The sequence below is a fragment of the Pseudomonas sp. A-1 genome (assembly GCF_004801855.1).
Classification (GTDB): Bacteria; Pseudomonadota; Gammaproteobacteria; order Pseudomonadales; family Pseudomonadaceae; genus Geopseudomonas.
Genome location: NZ_SSTC01000040.1, coordinates 13,037 through 36,294 on the forward strand (window position 1 = coordinate 13,037; position 23,258 = coordinate 36,294).

25 protein-coding genes are annotated in these 23,258 nt (G+C 68.5%); 19 read left to right on the forward strand and 6 right to left on the reverse strand.

The features are described from left to right. Positions 1-130 precede the first annotated feature (130 nt). Complete coding sequence (gene rssB, locus E5198_RS11105; RefSeq protein WP_136490058.1) at positions 131-1,321, forward strand: two-component system response regulator RssB; 1,191 nt, start codon at positions 131-133, stop codon at positions 1,319-1,321. Then, complete coding sequence (gene rssC, locus E5198_RS11110; protein WP_136490059.1) at positions 1,318-1,800, forward strand: anti-sigma factor antagonist RssC; 483 nt, start codon at positions 1,318-1,320, stop codon at positions 1,798-1,800. Before rssB ends, rssC begins: the two co-directional genes overlap by 4 nt. Positions 1,801-1,859: 59 nt before the next feature. Here rssC and tal read toward each other — a convergent pair whose 3' ends face one another. The 4 genes from tal to E5198_RS22195 all read right to left on the reverse strand — a co-directional run bounded on the left by tal (position 1,860) and on the right by E5198_RS22195 (position 4,476). After that, entirely contained in the window at positions 1,860-2,789 is a 930-nt protein-coding gene (gene tal, locus E5198_RS11115; RefSeq protein WP_136490060.1) for a transaldolase, read from the reverse strand. Between the two features lie 118 nt (positions 2,790-2,907). After that, on the reverse strand, positions 2,908-3,933 hold the full coding sequence (gene dusA / locus E5198_RS11120; RefSeq protein WP_136490061.1) for a tRNA dihydrouridine(20/20a) synthase DusA: 1,026 nt from the start codon (positions 3,931-3,933) through the stop codon (positions 2,908-2,910). 40 nt (positions 3,934-3,973) lie between these two features. Further along, the gene (locus tag E5198_RS21525) at positions 3,974-4,138 is read right to left on the reverse strand and encodes a hypothetical protein (RefSeq protein ID WP_168772518.1); all 165 of its coding nucleotides are present in this window, start codon (positions 4,136-4,138) and stop codon (positions 3,974-3,976) included. Then, positions 4,135-4,476 carry a hypothetical protein gene (locus E5198_RS22195; RefSeq protein ID WP_136490062.1) on the reverse strand — a complete coding sequence of 114 codons (342 nt, stop codon included), beginning with the start codon at positions 4,474-4,476 and terminating at the stop codon, positions 4,135-4,137. Before E5198_RS22195 ends, E5198_RS21525 begins: the two co-directional genes overlap by 4 nt. Before the next feature lie 275 nt (positions 4,477-4,751). On the opposite strand from E5198_RS22195, the gene pcaQ reads away from it, so the two are divergent. From pcaQ to E5198_RS11195, 14 genes are all read left to right on the forward strand, one after another. Further along, on the forward strand, positions 4,752-5,690 hold the full coding sequence (gene pcaQ / locus E5198_RS11130; protein ID WP_136490063.1) for a pca operon transcription factor PcaQ: 939 nt from the start codon (positions 4,752-4,754) through the stop codon (positions 5,688-5,690). A gap of 102 nt (positions 5,691-5,792) precedes the next feature. Next, a complete protein-coding gene (gene pcaH, locus E5198_RS11135) occupies positions 5,793-6,512 on the forward strand; it encodes a protocatechuate 3,4-dioxygenase subunit beta (RefSeq protein WP_090309803.1) in 720 nt (239 codons plus the stop codon). A gap of 14 nt (positions 6,513-6,526) precedes the next feature. Further along, complete coding sequence (gene pcaG, locus E5198_RS11140; RefSeq protein WP_136490064.1) at positions 6,527-7,117, forward strand: protocatechuate 3,4-dioxygenase subunit alpha; 591 nt, start codon at positions 6,527-6,529, stop codon at positions 7,115-7,117. After that, a complete protein-coding gene (gene zapE, locus E5198_RS11145; protein ID WP_136490065.1) occupies positions 7,107-8,168 on the forward strand; it encodes a cell division protein ZapE in 1,062 nt (353 codons plus the stop codon). Before pcaG ends, zapE begins: the two co-directional genes overlap by 11 nt. Continuing rightward, positions 8,162-9,112, forward strand: a complete 951-nt coding sequence (locus tag E5198_RS11150; RefSeq protein WP_136490066.1) for an AEC family transporter — start codon at positions 8,162-8,164, stop codon at positions 9,110-9,112. Before zapE ends, E5198_RS11150 begins: the two co-directional genes overlap by 7 nt. Positions 9,113-9,183: 71 nt before the next feature. Continuing rightward, positions 9,184-10,023 carry an IclR family transcriptional regulator gene (locus tag E5198_RS11155; RefSeq protein WP_136490067.1) on the forward strand — a complete coding sequence of 280 codons (840 nt, stop codon included), beginning with the start codon at positions 9,184-9,186 and terminating at the stop codon, positions 10,021-10,023. A 148-nt stretch (positions 10,024-10,171) separates the two neighbouring features. After that, positions 10,172-11,029 (forward strand): CoA transferase subunit A, encoded by an 858-nt coding sequence (locus E5198_RS11160; protein WP_136490068.1) that lies wholly within the window; start codon positions 10,172-10,174, stop codon positions 11,027-11,029. Next, positions 11,026-11,811 carry a CoA-transferase subunit beta gene (locus E5198_RS11165; RefSeq protein WP_178084062.1) on the forward strand — a complete coding sequence of 262 codons (786 nt, stop codon included), beginning with the start codon at positions 11,026-11,028 and terminating at the stop codon, positions 11,809-11,811. Before E5198_RS11160 ends, E5198_RS11165 begins: the two co-directional genes overlap by 4 nt. After that, positions 11,808-13,013, forward strand: coding sequence for a 3-oxoadipyl-CoA thiolase (gene pcaF, locus E5198_RS11170; RefSeq protein WP_136490070.1), 1,206 nt, complete (start codon positions 11,808-11,810; stop codon positions 13,011-13,013). The genes E5198_RS11165 and pcaF overlap by 4 nt, the downstream gene beginning before the upstream one ends. A gap of 243 nt (positions 13,014-13,256) precedes the next feature. Further along, positions 13,257-14,645, forward strand: a complete 1,389-nt coding sequence (locus E5198_RS11175; RefSeq protein ID WP_372239878.1) for a 3-carboxy-cis,cis-muconate cycloisomerase — start codon at positions 13,257-13,259, stop codon at positions 14,643-14,645. 10 nt (positions 14,646-14,655) lie between these two features. Further along, positions 14,656-15,459, forward strand: coding sequence for a 3-oxoadipate enol-lactonase (pcaD, locus tag E5198_RS11180; RefSeq protein ID WP_136490072.1), 804 nt, complete (start codon positions 14,656-14,658; stop codon positions 15,457-15,459). Positions 15,460-15,474: 15 nt separating this feature from the next. Then, entirely contained in the window at positions 15,475-15,867 is a 393-nt protein-coding gene (pcaC, locus tag E5198_RS11185; protein ID WP_136490073.1) for a 4-carboxymuconolactone decarboxylase, read from the forward strand. Positions 15,868-15,995: 128 nt separating this feature from the next. After that, complete coding sequence (locus E5198_RS11190; RefSeq protein ID WP_136490074.1) at positions 15,996-16,862, forward strand: DMT family transporter; 867 nt, start codon at positions 15,996-15,998, stop codon at positions 16,860-16,862. Positions 16,863-16,875: 13 nt separating this feature from the next. Further along, positions 16,876-17,832 (forward strand): Gfo/Idh/MocA family oxidoreductase, encoded by a 957-nt coding sequence (locus E5198_RS11195; protein ID WP_136490075.1) that lies wholly within the window; start codon positions 16,876-16,878, stop codon positions 17,830-17,832. Between the two features lie 9 nt (positions 17,833-17,841). On the opposite strand, the gene alkB is transcribed toward E5198_RS11195, so the two are convergent. Further along, positions 17,842-18,519: a DNA oxidative demethylase AlkB gene (alkB, locus tag E5198_RS11200; protein ID WP_136490076.1), complete on the reverse strand. Its 678-nt coding sequence runs from the start codon at positions 18,517-18,519 to the stop codon at positions 17,842-17,844. Between the two features lie 131 nt (positions 18,520-18,650). On the opposite strand from alkB, the gene E5198_RS11205 reads away from it, so the two are divergent. Together E5198_RS11205 and E5198_RS11210 are read left to right on the forward strand one after the other, a co-directional pair. Beyond that, the gene (locus E5198_RS11205) at positions 18,651-19,064 is read left to right on the forward strand and encodes a GFA family protein (RefSeq protein WP_136490077.1); all 414 of its coding nucleotides are present in this window, start codon (positions 18,651-18,653) and stop codon (positions 19,062-19,064) included. Positions 19,065-19,127: 63 nt separating this feature from the next. Continuing rightward, entirely contained in the window at positions 19,128-19,538 is a 411-nt protein-coding gene (locus E5198_RS11210) for a cupin domain-containing protein (protein ID WP_136490078.1), read from the forward strand. 100 nt (positions 19,539-19,638) lie between these two features. Here E5198_RS11210 and E5198_RS11215 read toward each other — a convergent pair whose 3' ends face one another. Continuing rightward, positions 19,639-20,892, reverse strand: a complete 1,254-nt coding sequence (locus tag E5198_RS11215) for an OprD family porin (protein ID WP_136490079.1) — start codon at positions 20,890-20,892, stop codon at positions 19,639-19,641. A gap of 437 nt (positions 20,893-21,329) precedes the next feature. Between E5198_RS11215 and quiC the strand changes: the two genes are divergently transcribed. Beyond that, complete coding sequence (quiC, locus tag E5198_RS11220; protein ID WP_136490080.1) at positions 21,330-23,228, forward strand: 3-dehydroshikimate dehydratase QuiC; 1,899 nt, start codon at positions 21,330-21,332, stop codon at positions 23,226-23,228. Positions 23,229-23,258: the final 30 nt, after the last annotated feature.

Genomic DNA, 23,258 nt, shown 5'->3' on the forward strand with positions numbered 1-23,258 from the left:
GGCAGCCGGCCCCCGGCTTGAACCCCGCAGCCGATGCGAGTAGTGTCGCGCCATAGATCGGCGGCCCCGGCCGCCGCTGTGATCAAACCGAGTTTCGAGCCGCCTGCGGCGCCGTTTGCCTGGATGATTCATGCACACAATCAGTGCCAAGCTGCTGGTCATTGATGACGACGACGAGGTTCGTGCCAGCCTGCACAGCTACCTCGAGGATGCCGGATTCTGTGTACTGCAGGCTGCCACTGGCAGTGCCGGTCTGCAGTTGCTCGAACTCGAGCGCCCCGATCTGGTGATATGCGACCTGGCCACGCCGCAGCTCGACGGGCTGGAAATGATCCGCCAGATCGCCGAGCGCGACTGCGAGGTGCCGGTCATCGTCATTTCCGCCGCCGGGGTGATGAGCGACGCTCTCGAGGCCCTGCGCCGCGGCGCGGCCGACTATCTGGTCAAGCCGCTGGACGATCTGGTCATGCTCGAGCATTCGGTGCGCCGCGCGCTCGACCGCGCGCGCCTGCGCCAGGAGAATCGCCGCTACCGCGAGCGTCTGGAGGCTACCAACCGCGAGCTGCAGGCCAGCCTGAGTCTTCTCCAGGAAGACCAGAACGCCGGGCGCCACGTGCAGATGAACATGCTGCCGGTGACGCCCTGGGAGGCCGGCGAATTCCACTTCGCCCACCAGATCATCCCGTCGCTCTACCTGTCCGGCGACTTCGTCGACTACTTTCGGGTCGATGAACGGCGGATCGGCTTCTATCTGGCCGACGTCTCCGGGCATGGCGCCTCCTCGGCCTTCGTCACCGTGCTGCTCAAGTTCATGACCACGCGCCTGCTCTACGAGTCGCGCCGTCACCGCAACCGTCCGCTGCCCGAGTTCCGTCCTTCCGACGTGCTCGGCCACATCAACCGCGGTTTGATCAACTGCAAGCTGGGCAAGCACGTGACCATGCTCGGCGGAGTGATCGACGAAAGCACCAACACCCTGACCTACAGCGTCGGTGGCCACCTGCCGCTGCCGGTGCTCTACTGCGATGGTCAGGCGCGTTACCTGGAAGGGCGAGGCCTGCCGGTCGGCCTGTTCGAGGAGGCCACCTTCGAGGATCGCGAGCTGCAGCTGCCCGAGCGCTTCAGCCTGACCCTGTTCTCCGATGGCATCCTTGATCTGCTGCCGGGCGACACGCTCAAGGCCAAGGAAGCCATCCTGCCGCTGATGGTCGGCCAGGCCGGCGGCAGTCTGGAAGGGCTGCGCCAGGTGTTCGGGCTGGCCAACCTCGGCGAGATGCCGGATGATATCGCCTTGCTGGTGCTGAGCAGGAAGTTTGCATGAGTACGGGTAAGATCCAGTTTGCCGAGCAGGATGGCACCTTCGTTCTCAAGTTTGTCGGTGAAGTGCGTCTGACCCTGTGCTCGGCGCTGGATGCGACCATCGAGAAGATCTTCGGGGCGCGCAATTTCTCGTCGATCGTCATCGACCTGACGGAAACCTCGAGCATCGACAGTACCACCCTCGGCCTGCTGGCCAAGCTGTCGATCCTCTCGCGGCAGAAGGTCGGCCTGCTGCCGGCGCTGGTGACCACCAATCCGGACATCACCCGCCTGCTCGAGTCCATGGGCTTCGACCAGGTGTTCAACATCCTCGGTACCCCGGTGCCCTGCCCGGACTGCCTGAGCGACCTGCCGGCGCAGGATGTTTCCGAGGAGCTGGTCAAGGCCAAGGTGCTCGAAGCACACCGCATCCTCATGGGGCTCAACGAGCACAACCGCGAGGCCTTCCGCGACCTGGTGACGGCGCTGGAGCGACACTGATCCGGCCGTGAATGAAAAAGCCGACCTGAGCAGGTCGGCTTTTTTCGTTGCAGGGGGACTCAGGCCTTGCTGGCCAGCAGCGCCTCCAGCTTCTCCTGGTCGCGGGCGAACAGGCGGATGCCCTCGGCCAGCTTCTCGGTGGCCATGGCGTCCTCGTTCATCTTCCAGCGGAAGGCGCGCTCGTCGAGGCTCTCGCGGGCTTCGCCTGCGGCGCCCTCGGCGCAGAGATGGCGGGGCAGTTCGCCCTGGTCGTCGGCCAGCTGCTGCATCAGCTCGGGGCTGATGGTCAGGCGGTCGCAGCCGGCCAGCTGCTCGATCTGGCCGATGTTGCGGAAGCTGGCGCCCATCACCACGGTCGCGTAGCCATTGGCCTTGTAGTAGTTGTAGATGCGCGTCACCGAGCGCACGCCGGGATCCTCGGCACCGACGAAATCGCGGCCCTCGGCCTTCTTGTACCAGTCGTAGATGCGGCCGACGAAGGGCGAGATGAGGAACACCCCGGCATCGGCGCAGGCCTGGGCCTGAGCGAAGGAGAACAGCAGGGTCAGGTTGGTCTGGATGCCGTCGCGTTCCAGCTGCTCGGCGGCGCGGATGCCTTCCCAGGTCGAGGCGACCTTGATCAGCACCCGCTCGCGGCCGATGCCGGCGGTCTCGTACAGGCCGATCAGGCGCCTGGCGCGCTCGATGGTGGCGGCGCTGTCGAAGGACAGCCGCGAATCCACCTCGGTGGATACCCGGCCGGGGATGATCTGCAGGATCTCGCTGCCCACCGCCACCGCAAAGCGGTCGCAGGCCAGGCCCAGGTCCTGCCCGGCGCCGGCGATGGCCGCCTTGAGCTGACCCTCGTAGCGGGGCAGGGCGGCGGCCTTGAGCAGCAGCGACGGGTTGGTGGTGGCGTCCACCGGCTGCAGGCGGGCGATGGCGTCGAAGTCGCCGGTATCGGCGACCACGGTGGTGTACTGCTTGAGTTGCTCCAGCTTGGATGACATCAGACGAAACCCTGTCGTTACAGATCATCCGACATTAACCGAGCTGAGCCCCTGTGCTCAACGCCATTTCGGTGACGCCGGGCAAGGCGCAGGCGTATTTTCGCCGGTGCGCAGTTGGTCAGTGGCTGCCGAGCAATTCGATGGCGTGGTCGAAGACCCCGAGCGGATCGTCGCTCTTGTGCACGTCCACCGACAGCACCTGGCGGAAACGCCGCGCCCCCGGGAAGCCCTGGGCCAGGCCGAGCACGTGGCGGGTGATGTGGTGCATGGCGCCGCCCGCGGCCATGTGCCGCTCGATGTAGGGACGCAGCTGGCGCAGCACCTCGCCGCGGCTGGGCACCGGGCGTTCGATGCCGAACAGCTGCTGGTCGACCTCTGCCAGCAGGTAGGGGTTGTGGTAGGCCTCGCGGCCGAGCATCACGCCGTCGAAGGTCTGCAGATGGGTCTGGCACTCCTCCAGCGTCTTGATCCCGCCGTTGAGGACGAACTCCAGGTCGGGGAAGTCGCGCTTGAGCTGCGCCGCCACTTCGTAGCGCAGCGGCGGCACCTCGCGGTTCTCCTTGGGCGACAGGCCCTCGAGGATGGCGATGCGCGCATGCACGGTGAAGCTGCGGCAGCCGGCCTCGGCCACCTGGCCGACGAAATCGCACAGCTCGGCATAGCTGTCGCGGCCGTTGATGCCGATGCGGTGCTTGACCGTCACCGGGATGCTCACCGCATCCAGCATGGCCTTCACGCAGTCGGCGACCAGCGCCGGATGGCCCATCAGGCAGGCGCCGATCATGTTGTGCTGCACCCGGTCGCTGGGGCAGCCGACGTTGAGGTTCACCTCGTCGTAGCCCCATTCCTCGGCCAGCCTCGCACAGGCCGCCAGCTCGACCGGCACGCTGCCGCCGAGCTGCAGCGCCAGTGGATGCTCGCTCTGGTCGTAGCCGAGGAAGCGCTGGCGATCACCATGCAGCAGCGCGCCGGTAGTGACCATCTCGGTGTAGAGCAGAGTGTTCCGGGAGAGCAGGCGCAGGAAGAAGCGGCAGTGGCGGTCGGTCCAGTCCATCATCGGCGCAACGCTGAAGCGGCGGGACGGCTCAGGCCGCGTGGTTTCTGGGGTTGAGCTAGGTTTTGAGGTGTTCACAGCGGTGTGCATTTCCGGGGTTTTTTGGGTGTTTCCGGGTGTTTTTTGAAGGTCAGTGGTAAAATTTACCACCTGAAAAATCAGATTTACCACCAATCTCGAAGGACTGCCGCATGGCCACCATCCGTACCCGGAAGAACAGGGACTCCTCCGGCGGCAAATCTGGACGGGTGAACAGCGGGTGGAGCACACCGTCGAAGTCGAGAAACAGGATCATGGCTCGTCGTCATCGAACATGTGGAGAACCCAGCGCTCGCGCTTGAGCGTCGACATCGCGTAGCCGAAGCAGGACTTGCACAGGCGCATGCCCTCGGCCTCGCCGTCGCGCCACTGGGCCTGCAGGACGCCATGGCCGGTCTCGGCGGTGCTGGCATCGCACACCTCGCAACGCACGACCTTCGTCAACCGCAGCGCCGCGCCATCGTTCGGGTCGCGCTCCACCTCCAGGGTGTCGCCCATCGCCAGGCCGGCGGCCTGCAGAAGATCGTCGGGCAGCTCCAGGATTACGTCGCCGCTGCCGTCGCCGGCGTCACGGCAAGTCACTTTCCAGCTCATCTCAGCCCCTCCGGTGCCCGCGTCGCTCCAAGATCAGCAGAGCCTGCTGGCCCTTGCCGACATGCGCCAGGGTGAATCGCCAGCGCCAGATTATTTGCCTGCGCGACGGAGGCGCTGACGTCGGGGCGTTGCCAGCGTGTACCTGCTGAGCGCCACGTTCAAAGCCTTGTTAATCGTCAGGAGTAGCATATCCACAGGTCATGTGGAGTGCTTGCCTCAATAGTGACGTTGCACGGAGTATCTAGGCCATCCTCCCTTAGCGATGAATAGCCGTCTTGAACATCGACAACCGCATCAAGTTCCGCCACCTCACCTGCTTTCTCGAGATCGCCCGCCAGCGCAGCTTCGCCCGCGCCGCCGACAGCTTGGCGGTCAGCCAGCCGGCGATCTCCAAGACCCTCAAGGAACTCGAGGAGATCCTCGACCACCCGCTGTTCGAGCGCGGCAAGGGCGGGGTGCTGCTCACCCCGGCGGGGGAGACCTTCCTGCGCTACGCCGGTCCCTGCGTGCAGGCGCTGCGCGACGGCGTCGGTGTGATGCGCGGCCATGCGCCGCAGGCGCTCGAGGTACGCGTCGGCGCGCTGTCCACGGTGGAGAGCCAGCTGCTGCCCGAGGCCATCGCCCTGCTGCATGCCCGCCACGGCGCGCTGGTGATCCAGGTCGCCGGCGGCTCCAGCGCCCAGCTACTGGCCCAGCTCAAGGTCGGCGAGCTGGATCTGGTGGTCGGGCGGATGACCGACAGCCCGGAGATCCAGGGCCTGACCTTCGAGCACCTGTACAGCGAGTCGATGACCCTGGTGGTGCGCGCCGGCCATCCGCTGCTGGCGCTGGGTGAGGGCGCGCTGGCGCATCTGGCCGACTACCCGCTGGTGCTGCCGCCGGCCGGCACCACCATCCGCAAGTACGCCGACGCCCTGTTCGTGCAGTGGGGCATCCCGCCGGCCGCGCAGCGCCTGGAAACCCTGTCCATCGCCCTTGGCCGCCGCTACGTGCTGGACAGCCAGGCGATCTGGGTGGCGCCGCAGGACGCGGTGCGTCGCGACCTGGCCGACGGCGTGCTGGCCGAACTGGCCCTCGGCATCCGCGAGCCGGGCGGCTCCATCGGCATCTGCTCCAGCAGCGCGCGGCCGCTGCCGCTGGCGGCGCAGTGGTTCTGCAGCGCGCTGCGCGAGGTGGCCGGGCGGCGCAGTGGGGAGGCTTCACATAACCAGTAGGTTATGAACCAGGCAGTACAATTCAATTTCCTCAAGGCGGGGAGCCGGGCAGACTGAACTCACTCAGATCCGCTCCGACAACTCCAACAAGAGGAACGCAGCATGCACGACGCGGAAAACAGCCGGTTCGTCACCCGTGACCGCAACTGGCAGCCGAAGGCCTACACCCCCGACTACAAGACCTCCGTGCCGCGCTCGCCGCGCCAGGCGCTGGTCAGCATCCCGCAGTCGATCTCCGAGACCACCGGTCCGGACTTCTCGCACCTCAAGCTCGGCAAGTACGACAACGACCTGCTGCTCAACTTCAACAACGGCGGTCTGCCGGTGGGCGAGCGCATCATCATGTTCGGCCGCGTGGTCGACCAGTACGGCCAGCCGATCCCGCACACCCTGGTGGAGATGTGGCAGGCCAACGCCGGCGGCCGCTACCGCCACAAGAACGACCGCTACCTGGCGCCGCTCGACCCCAACTTCGGCGGTGTCGGCCGTACCCTGACCGACGCCAACGGCAACTACTACTTCCGCACCATCAAGCCGGGTCCGTACCCGTGGCGCAACGGCCCGAACGAGTGGCGTCCGTCGCACATCCACGTTTCGATCGCCGGCCCGTCGATCTCCACCAAGCTGATCACCCAGATGTACTTCGAGGGCGATCCGCTGATTCCGAAGTGCCCGATCGTCCGCACCCTCGCCAACCCGGACGCCGTGCAGACCCTGATCGGTCGCCTGGACATGAGCATGGGCACGCCCATGGACAGCCTGGCCTACCGCTTCGACATCGTGCTGCGCGGCCAGCGCAAGACCCACTTCGAGAACCAGTGAGAGAGGAGCCGACCATGAATTTCGACCTGCTGCCGGAAACCCCTTCGCAGACCGCCGGCCCCTACGTGCACATCGGCCTGGCGCTGGCCGCCGCCGGCAACCCGACCCGTGACCAGGAAGTCTGGAACGAGATGGCCAAGCCGGGTGCCGCCGGCGAGCACATCGTGCTGATCGGCCGCGTGTTCGACGGCAACGGCCACCTGGTGCGCGACTCCTTCCTCGAGCTGTGGCAGGCCAACCACGAAGGCGTCTACGACTGCGCCTACGACCTGGAGAAGCCGTTCAACGGCTTCGGCCGCACCGCCACCACCTTCGACGCCGGCGAGTGGACGGTGCAGACCGTCAAGCCGGGCGCGGTGGGCAGGCAGGCCCCGCACATCAACGTGTCGCTGTTCGCCCGCGGGATCAACATCCACCTGCAGACGCGCATCTACTTCGAGGACGAAGTGGCGGCCAACGCCGCCGATCCGGTGCTCAACCTGATCGAAGCGGTGGAGCGTCGGCAGACCCTGGTGGCCAAGCGCTGCGAAGTGGACGGCCAGACCGCCTACCGCTTCGACATCCGCATCCAGGGTGAAGGCGAGACGGTGTTCTTTGACTTCTGAGTCCTCGAACAACCCGCTGTACCGACAGGCCGCCGCGCAGCTCGCCGCGCGCGGCCTGTCCCTGGACGGGGCGCAGCATCAGGCCCTGACCCGGCTGGCCGACTGGCTGCAGGCACGCCTGCAGCCGTCGGCCTGGCGCCGTCGTGCGCCGGCCGGCGCCTACCTGTGGGGCGGCGTCGGGCGCGGCAAGAGCCTGCTGCTGGACAGCCTGTTCGCCGCCGCGCCGCTCACCGCCAAGCGCCGCGTGCACGTCCACCAGCTGCTGCAGGAGCTGCAGCAGCGCCTGCTGGCCCACAGCGGCCAGGCCGATCCGCTGGCGCTGGTCGCGAGCGCGCTGGCCGGCGAGGCGCGCCTGCTGTGCTTCGACGAATTCCACGTCCACGACATCGGCGACGCCATCCTCCTCGGCCGGCTGCTGCAGCAGCTGCTGAAGGCCGGGACCATCCTGCTGTTCAGCTCCAACTACGCACCGCCGCAGCTCTGCCCCAATCCGCTCTACCACAGCCGCTTCAGGCCCTTCGCCGAACTGCTCGAGCGCCACTGCCTGGTCGTCGAGATGGCCGCCGGCGTGGACTACCGCCCGCTCAGCGACCGCCACTGGGGCCACTACCTGCAGGCGCCGTTGCCCGGGCTCGAAACGCTGCTGGCCGAGCGCCTGCAGCTGGTCATGCCGGCAGCGCCGCTGGCGCTCGGTCCGCGGCAGATCCAGCCGCTGGGGCAGGGCAGGGAAGTGTTGTGGCTGTCCTTCGCCGAGCTGTGCCAGCGCCCGCTGGCCAGCGCCGACTATCTCGACCTGTGTCGGCGCTTTGCGCGCCTGGCGGTCAGCGGGCTGCCGGAGCTGGCGCGCTGCTCGGCGGACGCCCAGCAGCGCCTGGTCAACTTCGTCGACATCGCCTACGACGCCGGCCGCGAGCTGCTGCTGCACGGCGAACAGCCGCTGGAGGCACTGTGCGCCGGCGTCAATCACATGGATTTCGGCCGCACCCGCAGCCGCCTGGCGCAGCTGCGCCGGCTGACGGCGGCCGACCACAGGGAGTATCAGGCATGTTAGCCGTGCTCGGCGTCACCGCGCCGATCTTCATCCTCATCGCCCTCGGCTTCCTTTCTGTACGCGGCGGCCTGATCGACCGCGGGCAGATCCGCGGCCTGGGCGCCTTCGTCATCAACTTCGCCCTGCCGGCGCTGGTGCTGCGGGCGCTCAGCGAGCGCAGCATCGGCGAGGTGCTCGACGGCCCCTACCTGCTGGCCTACACCCTGGCTTCCCTGGCGGTGTTCGCCGGCGGCCTGGCGGTGGCGCGCTGGCTGCGCGGCCAGGACCTGTCGGCCAGCGCCATCCTGGCGATGGGCATGTCGGTGCCCAACAGCGGCTTCATCGGCTACCCCATCGTGGCCATGGTGCTCGGCCCCACGGCGGCGCTGGCCATGGCCCTCGGCATGCTGGTGGAGAACCTGGTGATGATTCCACTGGCCCTGGCGCTGGCCGAGATCGGCCAGCAGTCCGGCGTCCGCGGGCGGGTGCTGGCGCGGGAAACCGCTCTGCGTCTGCTGCGCAATCCGATGATTTCTGCCATCGCCCTCGGCCTGCTGCTGTCGCTGCTGGAGCTGCGCCTGCCGCCGCTGCTGTTCCGGGTGGTGGACATGCTGGCCAGCGCCTCGGCGCCGCTGGCGCTGTTCGTCATCGGCGGCACCCTCTACGGCATCCGCCCGCGCGGCATGTGGGCGGACGTCGGGCAGACCGCCCTCGGCAAGCTGGTCCTCCACCCGCTGGCGCTGCTGCTCGCCTTCCTCCTGGTGCCGGACATCGATCCAGAGCTCAAGGTCGCCGGCCTGCTGTTCGCCAGCGCGCCGATGATGAGCATCTACCCGATCCTCGGCCTGCGCTTCGGCCTCGAGGAACGCTGCGCCGCCTCGCTGGTGGCAGCCACGGTGCTGGCCTTCGTCACCATCAGCACGCTGATCGGCGTGCTCGGCCAGGCGGGCTACCTGCAGACCTGAGTGGCAGAGTTTGCGATTATCGGACTGTGGTTCGATAATCGCCTGACTTTCCCGCCCGCCCCGGAGGCCCCATGAGCGACCTGCAACCCACCCCGTCCGGCCTGGCGCCGCCCCCGCAGCAGCTGGCCGTCGAGCAGATCAAGGCGTACGCCGGCGACCCCAACTTCATGTCCTCGCTGGCCCGCGGCCTGGCGGTGATCAACGCCTTCCAGGAGCGCAAGCGCCACCTGACCATCGCCCAGATCAGTCACCGCACCGGCATCCCGCGCGCCGCGGTGCAGCGCTGCCTGTACACCCTGATGCAGCTCGGCTACGTCGCCACCGACGGGCGCACCTACGCGCTGCTGCCCAAGGTGCTGACCCTCGGCCACGCCTACCTGTCGTCCACGCCGCTGGCGGTGTCGGCGCAGCCGTTCCTCGACCGCATCAGCGAGCAGCTGCACGAGGCCTGCAACCTGGCCACCCTGGAGGGCGACGAGGTGCTCTACATCGCCCGCTCGGCGATCCCGCAGCGGCTGATCTCGGTCGACCTGAGCGTCGGCAGCCGCCTGCCGGCCTACTGCACCTCGATGGGCCGCATCCTCCTCGCCGCGCTGGACGACGACAGCCTGCGCGCCTACCTGACGCGCGCCGACCTCAAGCCGCGCACCAGCCGCACCCTGCACACCCCCGAGGTGCTGTGGGAATGCCTGATGCAGGTGCGCGAGCAGGGCTGGTGCATCGTCGACCAGGAGCTGGAGCAGAGCCTGCGCTCGGTGGCCGTGCCGGTGCGTGACGCCAGCGGCCAGGTGCTGGCGGCGATGAACGTCAGCACCCACGCCGGGCGGGTCAGCCGCCAGGAGCTGGAGACGCGCTTCCTGCCGGTGCTGCTGAGCAGCAGCAAGGAGCTGGGTGCGCAGTTGTGGCGCTGAGGTGCGCGGCCATTGGCGGCCGAAGAATGGTCCGATTATCGAACGGATCATCGATTATCGGATTGTTCTGCAGGGCTCGCTTCCCTACTGTTGACCCACAGCCCGGTGCGATGCGCCGGACGACGTCAACCGAGCAAGAGCACAACCAATGGCCGAAATCCTCACCCTGCGCGAAGCCGTCCAGCGCTTCGTCAACGATGGCGACACCGTCGCCCTCGAAGGCTTCACCCACCTGATTCCGACCGCTGCCGGTCACGAGATCATCCGTCAGGGCAAGAAGGAGCTGACCCTGGTGCGCATGACCCCGGACCTGGTCTACGACCAGCTGATCGGTGCCGGTTGCGCCAGGAAGCTGATCTTCTCCTGGGGCGGCAACCCGGGCGTCGGTTCGCTGCACCGCCTGCGCGATGCGGTGGAGAAGCAGTGGCCGCACGCCCTGGAGATCGAGGAACACAGCCACGCCGACCTGGCCAACGCCTACGTCGCCGGCGCCTCCGGCCTGCCGTTCGCCGTGCTGCGCGCCTACGCCGGTTCCGACCTGCCCAAGGTCAACCCGCTGATCAAGCCGATCACCTGCCCGTTCACCGGCGAGAAGCTGGTCGCGGTGCCGAGCGTGCGTCCGGACGTCACCGTGATCCATGCGCAGAAGGCCGACCGCAAGGGCAACGTGCTGGTGCAGGGCATCCTCGGCGTGCAGAAGGAAGCCGTGCTGGCCGCCAAGCGCGCCATCGTCACCGTGGAGGAGATCGTCGACGACCTGAATGCGCCGATGAACGCCTGCGTGCTGCCGACCTGGGCACTCTCCGCCGTCTGCGTGGTACCGGGCGGTGCCCATCCGTCCTACGCCCACGGCTACTCCGAGCGCGACAACCGCTTCTACCAGGCCTGGGACCCGATCGCCCGCAGCCGCGACACCTTCACCGCCTGGATCGACACCTACATCCGCGGCACCGCCGATTTCACCGAATTCCAGGCCAAGCTGGCCGCGCAGCAGGAGGCCAAGTGATGAGCTACACCACCAACGAAATGATGACCGTGGCCGCCGCCCGCCGCCTGAAGAATGGCGCCGTGTGCTTCGTCGGCATCGGCCTGCCGTCCAAGGCCGCCAACCTGGCGCGCCTGACTTCCTCCCCGGATGTGGTGCTGATCTACGAATCGGGCCCGATCGGCGCCAAGCCGACCGTGCTGCCGCTGTCCATCGGTGACGGCGAACTGGCCGAAACCGCCGACACCGTGGTGCCCACCGGCGAGATCTTCCGCTACTGGCTGCAGGGCGGGCGCATCGACGTCGGCTTCCTCGGCGCGGCGCAGGTCGACAAGTACGGCAACATCAACACCACCGTGGTCGGCGACTACTTCGCGCCCAAGGTGCGCCTGCCCGGCGCCGGCGGCGCCCCGGAAATCGCCGGCAGCGCCAAGGAAGTGCTGATCATCCTCAAGCAGGGTCATCGCAGCTTCGTCGACAAGCTCGACTTCATCACCTCGGTCGGCTTCGGGGAGGGCGGCGACTACCGTAAGCAGCTCGGTCTGCCCGGCAAGGGCCCGGTCGGCATCATCACCGACCTGTGCATCATGGAGCCGGAAGCCAGCACCAACGAGTTCATCGTCACTTCGCTGCACCCGGGCGTGACCCGCGAGCAGGTGATCGAGAACACCGGCTGGGCGATCCGCTTCGCCGACAATGTGGCCACCACCGCCGAGCCGACCGCCGTCGAGCTGGACGCCCTGCGCGCCCTGGAAGCCCGCACCGCGGCCGCCCACGGCGGTCAGGTCGGAGGTGAGGCATGAGCCGCGACGTCTTCATCTGCGACGCCGTGCGTACACCCATCGGCCGCTTCGGCGGCGGGCTGGCCGCGGTGCGCGCCGACGACCTCGGCGCCATTCCGCTACAGGCCCTGCTCGAGCGCAACCCGCAGCTCGACCCGGCGGCCATCGACGACGTGTTCTACGGCTGCGCCAACCAGGCCGGCGAGGACAACCGCAACGTCGCGCGCATGTCGCTGCTGCTCGCCGGCCTGCCGCCGAGCGTGCCGGGCGTGACCCTCAACCGTCTGTGCGCCTCGGGCCTCGACGCGGTGGGCAGCGCCTTCCGCGCCATCGCCCTGGGCGAGATCGAAGTGGCCATCGCCGGCGGCGTCGAGTCGATGAGCCGCGCGCCCTATGTGATGGGCAAGGCCGACAGCGCCTTCGGCCGCAGCCAGAAGATCGAAGACACCACCATGGGCTGGCGCTTCGTCAACCCGCTGCTGAAAGCCCAGTACGGCGTCGAGGCCATGCCGCAGACCGCCGACAACGTGGCCGAGGACTTCGGCATCTCGCGCGCCGACCAGGACGCCTTCGCCCTGCGCAGCCAGCAGCGCGCCGGCCGCGCCCAGGCCGAGGGCTACTACGCCGAGGAAATCGTTCCGGTAGTGATCAAGGGCAAGAAGGGCGACACCGTGGTGGAGGCCGACGAGCATCCGCGCCCGGACACCACGCCGGAAGCCTTGGCCAAGCTCAAGCCGGTCAACGGCGAGGGCAAGACCGTCACCGCCGGCAACGCCTCGGGCATCAACGACGGCGCCGCGGCGATGATCCTGGCCTCCGCCGAGGCGGTGGCCAAGTACGGCCTCAAGCCGCGCGCCAGGGTGCTCGGCATGGCCGCCGCGGGCGTCGAGCCGCGCATCATGGGCATCGGCCCGGTGCCGGCGGTGCAGAAGCTCTGCGAGCGCCTGAATCTCGCGGTCGCCGACTTCGACGTGATCGAGCTGAACGAAGCCTTCGCCGCCCAGGGTCTGGCCTGCCTGCGCGAGCTGGGCATCGCCGACGACGACGCGCGGGTCAACCCGAACGGCGGCGCCATCGCCCTCGGCCACCCGCTGGGCATGAGCGGCGCGCGCCTGGTGCTGACCGCCGTGCACCAGCTGGAGAAGTCCGGCGGCAAGCTGGGCCTGGCCACCATGTGCATCGGCGTCGGCCAGGGCCTGGCGCTGGCCATCGAGCGGGTGTAACGGCCAAGGCGGAGTAGGGTAGCAAACGTCTGTAGGGGCGAATTTATTCGCCAAAAAACCTGCCAAGGCGAATGAATTCGCCCCTACAGCGGATTGAGCCGTGCCGTAGGGTGGACAACTCGCGCAGCGATTGTCTACCGCTTGCCGGATGGTTCGGTGGACAAGGCTGCGCCGTTGTCCACCCTACGTTGCCTGCGGCACCGCCGACTCCGCGCTGGACCCCGCCGCGCCGCGCTGCCAACCTTGCTCTTATCCCATCGCTCACAGGATGACACCGTCTTGAGCAACCAACTGTTCGATGCCTACTTCACCAGCGCGCCGATGCGCGCGGTGTTCTGCGACCGGGGCCGGCTGCAGGGCATGCTCGACTTCGAGGCCGCGCTGGCGCGCGCCGAGGCGGCGGTCGGGCTGATTCCGGCCTCCGCCGTTGCGCCCATCGCTGGCGCCTGCCGCGCCGAGCTTTACGACGTGCCGGCGCTGGCCACCTCCATCGCCACGGCCGGCAACTCGGCGATTCCGCTGGTCAAGGCCCTCGGCCGGCAGATCGCCGCCGTCGACGCCGAGGCCGAGCGCTACGTGCATCTCGGCGCCACCAGCCAGGACGCCATGGACAGCGGCCTGGTGCTGCAACTGCGCGCCGCCATCGCCCTGTTCGAAAGCGAGCTGGCGCAACTGGCCGAGGACCTCGCCGCCCAGGCCGAGCGCCACGCCGCCACGCCGCTGGCCGGGCGCACCTGGCTGCAGCACGCCACCCCGGTGACCCTCGGCATGAAGCTCGCCGGCCTGCTCGGCGCGCTCACCCGCCAGCGTCAGCGCCTGGCCGAACTGAAACCGCGCCTCTTGGTGCTGCAGTTCGGCGGCGCCGCCGGCACCCTGGCGGCGCTGGGCGAGCACGCCCTGCCGGTCTCCGAGGCGCTGGCCCGCGAACTCGAGCTGACCCTGCCCGAGCAGCCCTGGCACACCCAGCGCGACCGCCTGGTCGAGTTCGCCGGCTGGCTCGGCCTGCTCGCCGGCACCCTCGGCAAGCTCGGCCGCGACCTCAGCCTGCTGATGCAGACCGACGTCGGCGAGGCCTTCGAGCCGTCCGCGCCGGGCAAGGGCGGTTCCTCGACCATGCCGCACAAGCGCAACCCGGTCGGCGCCGCCGTGCTGATCGGCGCCGCCACCCGCGCGCCGGGGCTGGTCGCCACCATGCTGTCGGCCATGCCCCAGGAGCACGAGCGCAGCCTCGGCCTCTGGCATGCCGAGTGGGAAACCCTGCCCGAGCTGTGCTGCCTGCTGTCCGGCGCCCTGCAGCAGGCGCGCCTGCTGCTGCCGGGGCTGGAAGTGGATGCCGCGCGCATGCGCGAGAACCTCGACCTGACCCGCGGCCTGGTGCTGGCCGAGGCGGTGAGCATCGCCCTGGCCCAGCGCATCGGCCGCGAGCGCGCCCACCATCTGGTCGAGCAGTGCTGCCGTCAGGCGGTCAACGACGGTCGCCACCTGCGTGCGGTGCTCGGCGAGCACGCCGAGGTCGCCGCCGAGCTGTCCGCCGCTGAACTGGATCGCCTGCTCGATCCGTCTCATTACCTCGGCCTAGCGCAGAGCTGGGTCGCCCGTGCCGTGGCCGAACATCGCGCCACCCACAGCTAAGGAGTCTTCCATGCCGACCGTGCAACTCGCCGATGGCGCCCTGAACTATGTTTTGACAGAGCCGCAACTCGACGGCCCGGCCGGCGCGCCGGTGCTGGTGCTGTCCAACTCGCTGGGCACCGACCTGCACATGTGGGACGCGCAGATTCCGGCGTTCGCCAAAGAGTTCCGCGTGCTGCGCTTCGACACCCGCGGCCACGGCGCCTCGCTGGTGACCGCAGGCCCGTACAGCATCGAACAGCTCGGCCGCGATGTGCTGGCCCTGCTCGATGCCCTGAACATCCAGAGGTTCTCCTTCTGCGGCCTGTCGATGGGCGGCCTGATCGGCCAGTGGCTGGGCATCAACGCCGGCGCGCGCCTGGACAAGCTGGTGCTGTGCAACACCGCGGCGAAGATCGGCACTGATGAGGTGTGGAACACCCGCATCGACACCGTGCTGGCCGGCGGCCAGCAGGCCATGCGCGACCTGCGTGACGCGTCGATTGCCCGCTGGTTCACCGCCGAGTTCGCCAGCGCCCAGCCGGCCAAGGCCGAGCCGATCGTCGGCATGCTGGCGCAGACCTCGCCGCAGGGCTACGCCGCCAACTGCGCCGCGGTGCGCGACGCCGACTACCGCGAGCAGCTCGGCGCGATCACCGCGCCGACCCTGATCGTCTGCGGCAGCCATGACGCGGTGACCACCCCCGAGCACGGCCGCTTCATGCAGGAGCGCATCCAGGGCGCCGAGCTGGTCGAGTTCCACGCCGCGCACCTGTCCAACGTCGAGGCCGGCGACGCCTTCAGCCAGGCGGTGCTGGCGTTCCTCAGCAAATAAGTCACGGAGCCAAGAATGGACGAGAAACAACGCTACGAAGCCGGCATGCAGGTGCGCCGCGCGGTGCTCGGCGACGCCCACGTCGACCGCAGCCTGAAGAACATCACCGGGTTCAACGGCGAGTTCCAGGAAATGATCACCCGCCACGCCTGGGGCGACATCTGGACCCGCCCGGGCCTGCCGCGTCACACCCGCAGCCTGATCACCATCGCCATGCTGATCGGCATGAACCGCGAGGGCGAGCTCAAGCTGCACCTGCGCGCCGCGCGCAACAACGGCGTGACCCGCGACGAGATCAAGGAAGTGCTGCTGCAGAGCGCGATCTACTGCGGCATCCCGGCGGCCAACGCCACCTTCCACCTCGCCGAGGAAGTGTGGAACGAGCTGGGCGTCGAATCGCTGGAGTGACGGAGGCGGGGCGGTGGCCGGGAGGTGGAACGTATGGTTAATAAGTTAACATTGCCCCCTGTGCCCGCCGCCGTCCGCCCGGACGGGGCAGCACTCCCTGCCTACCTGACCAGGAACCTCCTTTCCGGATGACCATGTCCCGCCCGCTCAAGGGCATCCTGCTGACCTGCGCCGCGGTGTTCGCCTTCGCCTCGCTGGACAGCCTGTCGAAGTACCTCACCGCCTTCAACAGCGTGCTGATGATCCTCTGGGTGCGTTATCTGGCGCAGACCTTTCTGCTCGCCGCCTGGCAGCTGCCGCGCCACGGCCTGCGCGTGCTCAAGGTCAACTGCCCGGGCCTGCAGGTGCTGCGCGGCCTGTCGCTGCTGTCGATCAGCCTGTTCTTCCTGTTCGCCCTGCGCTACCTGCCGATCGGCGAGGCCACCGCGGTGCACTTTCTCACCCCGCTGCTGGTGATCCTGCTGGCCATCCCCATGCTCGGCGAGCGCGCCAGCCTGGCCCAGTGGCTGCTGGTGGCGGTCGGCTTCGCCGGGGTGCTGATCATCGTGCGCCCCGGCGGCGGCCTGCTGACCCCGGCCATGCTGCTGCCGGTGGGTTCAGCCTGCAGCTATGCGATCTTCCAGCTGCTCACCCGGCGCATCGGCAGCCGCGACAGCGCCGCCGCCACCAACCTGGTCACCGGGCTGGTCGGCTTCCTCTGCCTGACCCTGCTGCTGCCGCTGTTCTGGAGCGGCCTGCCGGCCTGGCCGCAGCTCTTGGGGATGATCTCCCTCGGGCTGATCGCGGTGACCGGCCACATGCTGCTCACCGTGGCCTTCCAGTACAGCTCGCCGGTGCTGCTGGCGCCGTTCAGCTACCTGCAGATCTTCTTCGCCGTGCTCTATGGCTTCGTCCTGTTCGACCACGCACCGGACTCCGGCGCCCTGCTGGGCATGGGCGTGATCGCCCTCAGCGGTCTGGGCAGCGCCTGGCTGCAGAGCCGCCGCCACGCCTGATCCGGAGACTCCCATGCACAACCAGCCGATCCGCATCCTGCTCGCCGGCGAGGGCGCCATCGCCGGCATCCACATGAACGCGCTCCGCGAGTTGCCCGGCGCCGAGGTGGTCTGCGTCGCCGGCGGGGTGGCCGCCGATACCGCGGCCTTCGCCGCGCAGTGGGGCATCCCCGCGCATTCGCAGGACTTCGCCGCCTGCCTGGCACGCGACGACATCGACGCGGTGATCCTCGCCAGCCCCAGTGCGCTGCATGCCGCGCAGGCCAGCGCGGCCATCGCCGCCGGCAAGCACGTGCTGGCCGAGATTCCCATGAGTCTCAACCTCGCCGACGCCGAGCGCCTGGCGGCCGAGGCCGCGTCGACCGAAAAGGTGTGCATGGTCGCCCATACCCGGCGCTTCAGCGCGCCGCACGTTGAGATGAGGCGGCGCATCGCTGCCGGCGAATTCCATTTGCAGCATCTGGTGGCCGAGACGTACTTCCTGCGCCGCGACAACCGCAACATGTTCGGCCAGCCGCGCAGCTGGACCGACTGCCTACTCTGGCACCACGCCTGCCACAGCGTCGACCTGTTCGCCTGGCTGCTCGACGACTTCGAACTGGAGGTGTGGGGCAGCGCCGGCCCTCGCCATGCCGAGCTGGGTATCCCGATGGACATGAACATCGGCCTGCGTTCGCGCAGCGGGGCGATGGCCACGCTGGTGCTGTCGTTCAACGCCCGCGGCCCTTTCGGCGGCCACTACCGCTACATCGGCGAGGAAGCGACCCTGCACGCCTACCGCGACGAGCTGAAGGATCACGAGGGCATCATCCAGCCGGTGCCCGAGGGCAGCAGCTTCGCCCGCCAGGACGCCGAGTTCCTCGCCGCCATCCGCGAAAGGCGCACGTCCGAATCTTCCTTCGCCGCCTGCCTGCCGAGCATGCGCCTGCTCGACAAGCTGGATCGGACGATGGGCCTTACCCCGCGCTGAGTCCGGGCTTCACCCGGCCTTGCGCAGGGTGAAATTGATCCGCTGCGCGCCGAGCAGCGGATGCACCGCCTCCTTGATCGGCAGGATGCCGTGAAAGCGCAGGCGGTCCGCGCCGCCCCACACCACCACGTCGCCGTGCAGCAGCGGCACCCGCTGCGCCGGATCGCGCCGCGCGTGGCCGCCGAACAGGAACAGCGCCGGGATGCCCAGCGACACCGAGACGATGGGGTGTTCGAAGCTGTGCTCGTCGCGGTCCTGATGCAGGCTCATGCGCGTGCCCGGCAGGTAGCGGTTGACCAGACAGGCGTCCGGGGTGAAGTCGGCGAAGCCCGCGGCCGTCGCCGCCTCCCGCGCCAGGCGGAGGAACGCCTGCGGCAGCGCCGGCCACGGCAGTCCTCTCTGCGGATCGACCGGGCTGTAGCGATAGCCGCCGCGGTCGCTGATCCAGCCCAGCTCCCCGCAGTTGGTCAGCGCCACCGACATCGACTGGCCGCCGGGGGTGAGCATGATGCGGAACGGCGCCGCCGCCTCGACCGCCGCCAGCGCCGGCAGCAGCGCGTCGACGAAGGGCAGGGCGAAGCCGCGCAGCAGCAGGGCCTGGGCGCCCAGACGCTCCTCGCGCGGCAGCTCGGCGGGCGTCTCGCCGAACAGGTCGGGGGTGAAGGGCGGATCGGTGCGGTGCGGCATGGACGGCGTTCCGGGCTGCTGGCCCGGTCGATTCTCCAGCCGAGGCCGCCGTGCCGTCCAGCCGGTCCCGCCCGTGCCTGCGCTGTCGGCTATGCTGCACCACACATGCCGAAGACTCCGGAGGCGCTGACATGACCATGCGCGGCAGCTGTCGGTGCGGAGCCGTGCGCTACGAGATTGCCGGCGCCTTCAAGTTCGTCGGCAACTGCCATTGCTCAATCTGCCGCAAGTCGCACGGGGCCGCCTTCGTCACCTGGGGCATCATCGATCCCGGGCAGTTCCGCTGGGTAGCGGGCGAGGAGTGCGTCCAGGGCCATGAGTCCTCGCCCGGCACCCTGCGCTGCTTCTGCGGGAGCTGCGGCTCGCCGCTGGTGTGCATGCATGCCGGCAAGGTCGGCGAGGTCGCGGTGGGAAGCCTGGACGATGATCCCGGCGCGCGGCCGCGTGAACATATCTTCGTCGGATCGAAAGCCTGCTGGCACGACATCACCGATGCGCTCCCCCAGTACGAGGAGTGGCCCCCTGGCATGGACTCCGCGCAGTAGTGCACAGGACTCCCGCTATAGTTGTCTGGTGTCAGCCGTTGCGCACTCGCGGAGGAAACAGCCATGGCCGCAGACGAGCGCAAGGTGCAAGCCGTACGCCCCGATACCGAGGTGATGACCCGCCAGCGGCTGCCCTATTTCGTCGGCATCTCGGGGCAGACGGTTGGCGCACAGGGGCTGTCCATGCACCTGGTGGTCATCCCGCCCGGCGGGCGGGCCGAACCGCACCTGCACCTCGGTTACGAGACAGGCATCTACGTGCTCGAAGGCCGCGTCCTCACCCGCTGGGGCGCGGCACTGGAGAACGAGATCGTCAGCGAAGCCGGCGAGTTCCTGTTCATCCCGCCCGGCGTGCCGCACGAGGCAATCAACCTCAGCACCAGCGAGCCGGCCCGCGCGGTCGTGGCGCGCAACGATCCGGCCGAGCAGGACAGGGTCGAGCCCTATGCCGGCACGCCTGTCCCCAGGCCATAGACTCCGTCGAAAAAAGAGCCCGTCGCGAGGACGGGCCGAAGAGGGACGAATCATCCCGGGAGACGGCCGCCGCTGCCACAGCGACCGGTGTTGCACGCGATCAGAAGATGTTCAGCGGGTAGTTGACGATCAGGCGGTGCTCGTCGAAGTCGGTGCCGTTGCTCACCCAGTCCTTGCGGATGCTCGAGGTGCGCCACTTGACGTTGAGGCTCTTCAGCGGACCGGCCTGCACGGTGTAGGCCAGCTCGATGTCGCGGATCCACTCCGAGCCGTCGTCGATGGCGGCGTTGACGTCGATGTCGTCGCCCTTGATGTAGCGGACCATGCTAGTCAGGCCGGGCACGCCGAGGGCGGCGAAGTCGTAGTCGTAGCGTACCTGCCAGGAGCGCTCGTCGGGGTTGTCGAAGCTGGCGTTGAGGCTGTCGTTGGCCAGGGTGCCGCCGCTGGTGCCGTTGACGCGCATCCAGCCGTTGTCGCCGCTGACCTTCTGCAGGCCGACGTAGAAGGTGTGCGCCTTGTACCTGGCGGAGAACAGGCCCGAGGCGGTCTTGTTGTCCAGCTCGCCGGCCAGTTCGTCGCCGTGCTCGCCGCCGATGAAGTAGCCGAGGTTGGCGCCCAGGGTCCAGTCGCCGAGCGGCTGGCTGTGCACCAGGTTGAAGTACTGCTGGTCGTAGATGTCCTCCAGCTCGGCGTACCAGACGCCGACCAGGGTGCGGTCCTGGTTGAAGCGGTACTCGCCGCCGGCGTAGTTGAAGCGGTCGGAGGTGGCGCCGAAGGCGTTCATGTCCTCCATGCTGGCGTCGTTGCGCGGGCTGTTCTGGCGGAACTGGCCGCCGTGCAGAGTCAGGCCGGTGATTTCCCTGGAGGTCAGCATGCCGCCCTGGAAGGTTTGCGGCAGCGAACGGCCGTCGTCCGAGCGCAGGATCGGCAGCACCGGCATCATCTCGCCGACCTTCAGCTCGGTGTTGGACAGCTTGGCCTTGCCAGCCACCGCCAGGCGGCCGTAGTCGTCGGCCGGCTTGCCGTCGTCGTGGATCGGCAGTAGCTGGGTGCCGCGGGTGCCTTCGCCGCCGTCGAGCTTCACCGAGTACAAGCCCATGGCGTCGACGCCGAAGCCGACCGGACCCGGGGTGTAGCCAGACTGCACGTTGAGGATGAAGCTCTGTGTCCATTCCTCGGCGCGGCTCTGTGCGGTGCTGTCGGCATGGCGGAAGTCGCGGTTGATGTAGTAGTTGCGCAGGTTCAGCGAAGCCTTGCTGTCCTCGACGAAACCTGCTGCTGCGGCCGGCAGGGACAGGGCGGACAGACTGCCGAGGGCGGCGATGGCGACGGCGAGGGGGGTGCGGGACATCATTTGTTGTTGTTCTCCGTTTTTCTGGACGAGCTGACCCGTGCGGCTCGCGAAGGAGCGCAGTGGGCAAGATCTGGGAGTCCCCCGGCAGGGGGCGGGGCTGGCGCGTCAGTCCGCGGCGACTGGCGGGCTGGTGCCGGGCATGGCAGCAGGCATTCGGGGCATGGCGACTTCGCTCTTGTTGTTGTCGTGGCATGCGGCGACGCGGCGCCGGAGGCGGCGGGTCGACCGAGATATGGCCGCATGGTGCGTGGCGGGCTGGACCCGGGTCAATCGGCCGGGGAATGGATCCGTTCGCTGATCGAACACAAAACTAACTGGTTAGTACATTTTTGTTGCCGCTGCCGGAGGGCTGCCCGATACTCGAGCCATTCCATCCCGTCGGCGCGAGCCTGCCTTGCTGTTGCGCTGCACCGACCGCCTTCATCCCAGGAGGACGCATGCACCGTTCAATCGCCACCGTCTCGCTCAGCGGCACCCTGCCGGAGAAGCTCGAGGCCATCGCCGCCGCCGGTTTCGACGGCGTGGAAATCTTCGAGAACGACCTGCTCTACTACGGCGGCAGCCCGCGCGAGGTGCGCCGGCTGGCGGCCGATCTGGGCCTGGAGATCACCCTGTTCCAGCCGTTCCGCGACTTCGAGGGCGTGCGCCGCGACCGCCTGCAGCGCAACCTCGACCGCGCCGAGCGCAAGTTCGACCTGATGCAGGAGCTGGGCACCGACCTGGTGCTGGTGTGCAGCAATGTCGCCGCCGACGCCCTTGGCGACCGGCAGATCCTCATCGACGACCTGCACCTGCTGGCCGAACGCGCCGGCGCGCGCGGCCTGCGCATCGGCTACGAGGCGCTGGCCTGGGGCCGCCACGTCAACACTTACCAGCAGGTGTGGGACATCGTGCGCGCTGCCGACCACCCGAGCCTGGGCGTGCTGCTCGACAGCTTCCACACCCTGTCGCTCAAGGGCGACCCCAGCGCTATCGCCGAGATTCCCGGCGACAAGATCTTCTTCGTGCAGATGGCCGACGCGCCCCTCCTCAACATGGACGTGCTGGAGTGGAGCCGGCATTTCCGCTGCTTCCCGGGGCAGGGCGACTTCGATCTACCCGGCTTCCTCGCACCCATCCTCAAGAGCGGCTACCGCGGCCCGCTGTCGCTGGAGATCTTCAACGACGGCTTCCGCGCCGCGCCGCCGCGCGCCACCGCGGTGGACGGCCTGCGCTCGCTGCTGTACCTGGAGGAGAAGACCCGCCTGCTGCTGGAGGAACAGCACCAGCCGGTCGAGGAGGGTGTGCTGTTCGCCCCGCCGCCGGCCAGTCGCTACGACGGCATCGAGTTCCTCGAATTCGCCGTCGACGGCGAGCACGGCGCGCAGCTGGCACAGTGGTTGACCCGCTTGGGCTTCGTCGAGGCCGGCAGCCACCGTTCGAAGAACGTCAGCCTGCTGCGCCAGGGCGACATCAACCTGGTGCTCAACGCCGAGCCGTATTCCTTCGCCCACAGCTTCTTCGAGGCCCACGGCCCGTCGCTGTGCGCCACCGCGCTGCGCGTGCGCGACAGCCACCAGGCGCTGGAGCGCGCCAGCCAGTTCGGCGGCCAGCCGTACCGCAGCCTGATCGGCCCCAACGAGCGCGAGATCCCCGCGGTGCGCGCACCGGACGGTAGCCTGATCTACCTGGCCGACCGCGACGCCGAGGGCCACAGCATCTACGACACCGACTTCGACCTGAAGGGCAACAGCGACGCCGGCATGCTCAAGCGCATCGACCACGTGGCCATGGCCCTGCCGGCCGAGGGCATGGACTCCTGGGTGCTGTTCTACAAGAGCCTGTTCGACTTCGAGGCCGACGACGAGGTGGTGCTGCCCGATCCCTACGGGCTGGTGAAGAGCCGGGCGATCCGCAGCCGCTGCGGCAGCGTGCGCCTGCCGCTGAACATCTCGGAGAACCGCAACACCGCCATCGCCCGCTCGCTGTCCACCTACCGCGGCTCGGGCGTGCACCACATCGCCTTCGACTGCGACGACATCTTCGTCGCAGTCGAGCGCGCCAAGGAGGCCGGGGTGCCGCTGCTGGACATCCCGATGAACTACTACGACGACCTGGCCGCGCGCTTCGACTTCGACGATGACTTCCTCAGCAGGCTGGCCTACTTCAACATCCTCTACGACCGCGACGCCCAGGGCGGAGAGCTGTTCCACGTCTACACCGAGCCGTTTGCCGAGCGCTTCTTCTTCGAGATCCTGCAGCGCAAGAACTACGCTGCCTACGGCGCCGCCAACGTCGCCGTGCGCCTGGCCGCCCTGGCCCATGCCCGCTCCGGCCGGCGCAGCCCCAAGCTGTGACTCCCCCAGGCCACGCCGCCGCGGGCGGCG

What these genes read in the sequence shown, in the direction of transcription:
- rssC (WP_136490059.1), top strand. Translation starts at nt 1,318, where the DNA reads ATGAGTACGGGTAAGATCCAGTTTGCCGAGCAGGATGGCACCTTCGTT.
- E5198_RS11160 (WP_136490068.1), top strand. Translation starts at nt 10,172, where the DNA reads ATGGCCGAAATCCTCACCCTGCGCGAAGCCGTCCAGCGCTTCGTCAAC.
- E5198_RS11150 (WP_136490066.1), top strand. Translation starts at nt 8,162, where the DNA reads ATGTTAGCCGTGCTCGGCGTCACCGCGCCGATCTTCATCCTCATCGCC.
- quiC (WP_136490080.1), top strand. Translation starts at nt 21,330, where the DNA reads ATGCACCGTTCAATCGCCACCGTCTCGCTCAGCGGCACCCTGCCGGAG.
- alkB (WP_136490076.1), bottom strand. Translation starts at nt 18,519, where the DNA reads ATGCCGCACCGCACCGATCCGCCCTTCACCCCCGACCTGTTCGGCGAG.
- E5198_RS21525 (WP_168772518.1), bottom strand. Translation starts at nt 4,138, where the DNA reads ATGATCCTGTTTCTCGACTTCGACGGTGTGCTCCACCCGCTGTTCACC.
- pcaD (WP_136490072.1), top strand. Translation starts at nt 14,656, where the DNA reads ATGCCGACCGTGCAACTCGCCGATGGCGCCCTGAACTATGTTTTGACA.
- E5198_RS11155 (WP_136490067.1), top strand. Translation starts at nt 9,184, where the DNA reads ATGAGCGACCTGCAACCCACCCCGTCCGGCCTGGCGCCGCCCCCGCAG.
- E5198_RS11195 (WP_136490075.1), top strand. Translation starts at nt 16,876, where the DNA reads ATGCACAACCAGCCGATCCGCATCCTGCTCGCCGGCGAGGGCGCCATC.
- E5198_RS11215 (WP_136490079.1), bottom strand. Translation starts at nt 20,892, where the DNA reads ATGATGTCCCGCACCCCCCTCGCCGTCGCCATCGCCGCCCTCGGCAGT.
- tal (WP_136490060.1), bottom strand. Translation starts at nt 2,789, where the DNA reads ATGTCATCCAAGCTGGAGCAACTCAAGCAGTACACCACCGTGGTCGCC.
- E5198_RS11210 (WP_136490078.1), top strand. Translation starts at nt 19,128, where the DNA reads ATGGCCGCAGACGAGCGCAAGGTGCAAGCCGTACGCCCCGATACCGAG.
- dusA (WP_136490061.1), bottom strand. Translation starts at nt 3,933, where the DNA reads ATGCACACCGCTGTGAACACCTCAAAACCTAGCTCAACCCCAGAAACC.
- pcaF (WP_136490070.1), top strand. Translation starts at nt 11,808, where the DNA reads ATGAGCCGCGACGTCTTCATCTGCGACGCCGTGCGTACACCCATCGGC.
- E5198_RS11190 (WP_136490074.1), top strand. Translation starts at nt 15,996, where the DNA reads ATGACCATGTCCCGCCCGCTCAAGGGCATCCTGCTGACCTGCGCCGCG.
- E5198_RS22195 (WP_136490062.1), bottom strand. Translation starts at nt 4,476, where the DNA reads ATGAGCTGGAAAGTGACTTGCCGTGACGCCGGCGACGGCAGCGGCGAC.
- pcaC (WP_136490073.1), top strand. Translation starts at nt 15,475, where the DNA reads ATGGACGAGAAACAACGCTACGAAGCCGGCATGCAGGTGCGCCGCGCG.
- E5198_RS11205 (WP_136490077.1), top strand. Translation starts at nt 18,651, where the DNA reads ATGACCATGCGCGGCAGCTGTCGGTGCGGAGCCGTGCGCTACGAGATT.
- rssB (WP_136490058.1), top strand. Translation starts at nt 131, where the DNA reads ATGCACACAATCAGTGCCAAGCTGCTGGTCATTGATGACGACGACGAG.
- pcaG (WP_136490064.1), top strand. Translation starts at nt 6,527, where the DNA reads ATGAATTTCGACCTGCTGCCGGAAACCCCTTCGCAGACCGCCGGCCCC.
- pcaH (WP_090309803.1), top strand. Translation starts at nt 5,793, where the DNA reads ATGCACGACGCGGAAAACAGCCGGTTCGTCACCCGTGACCGCAACTGG.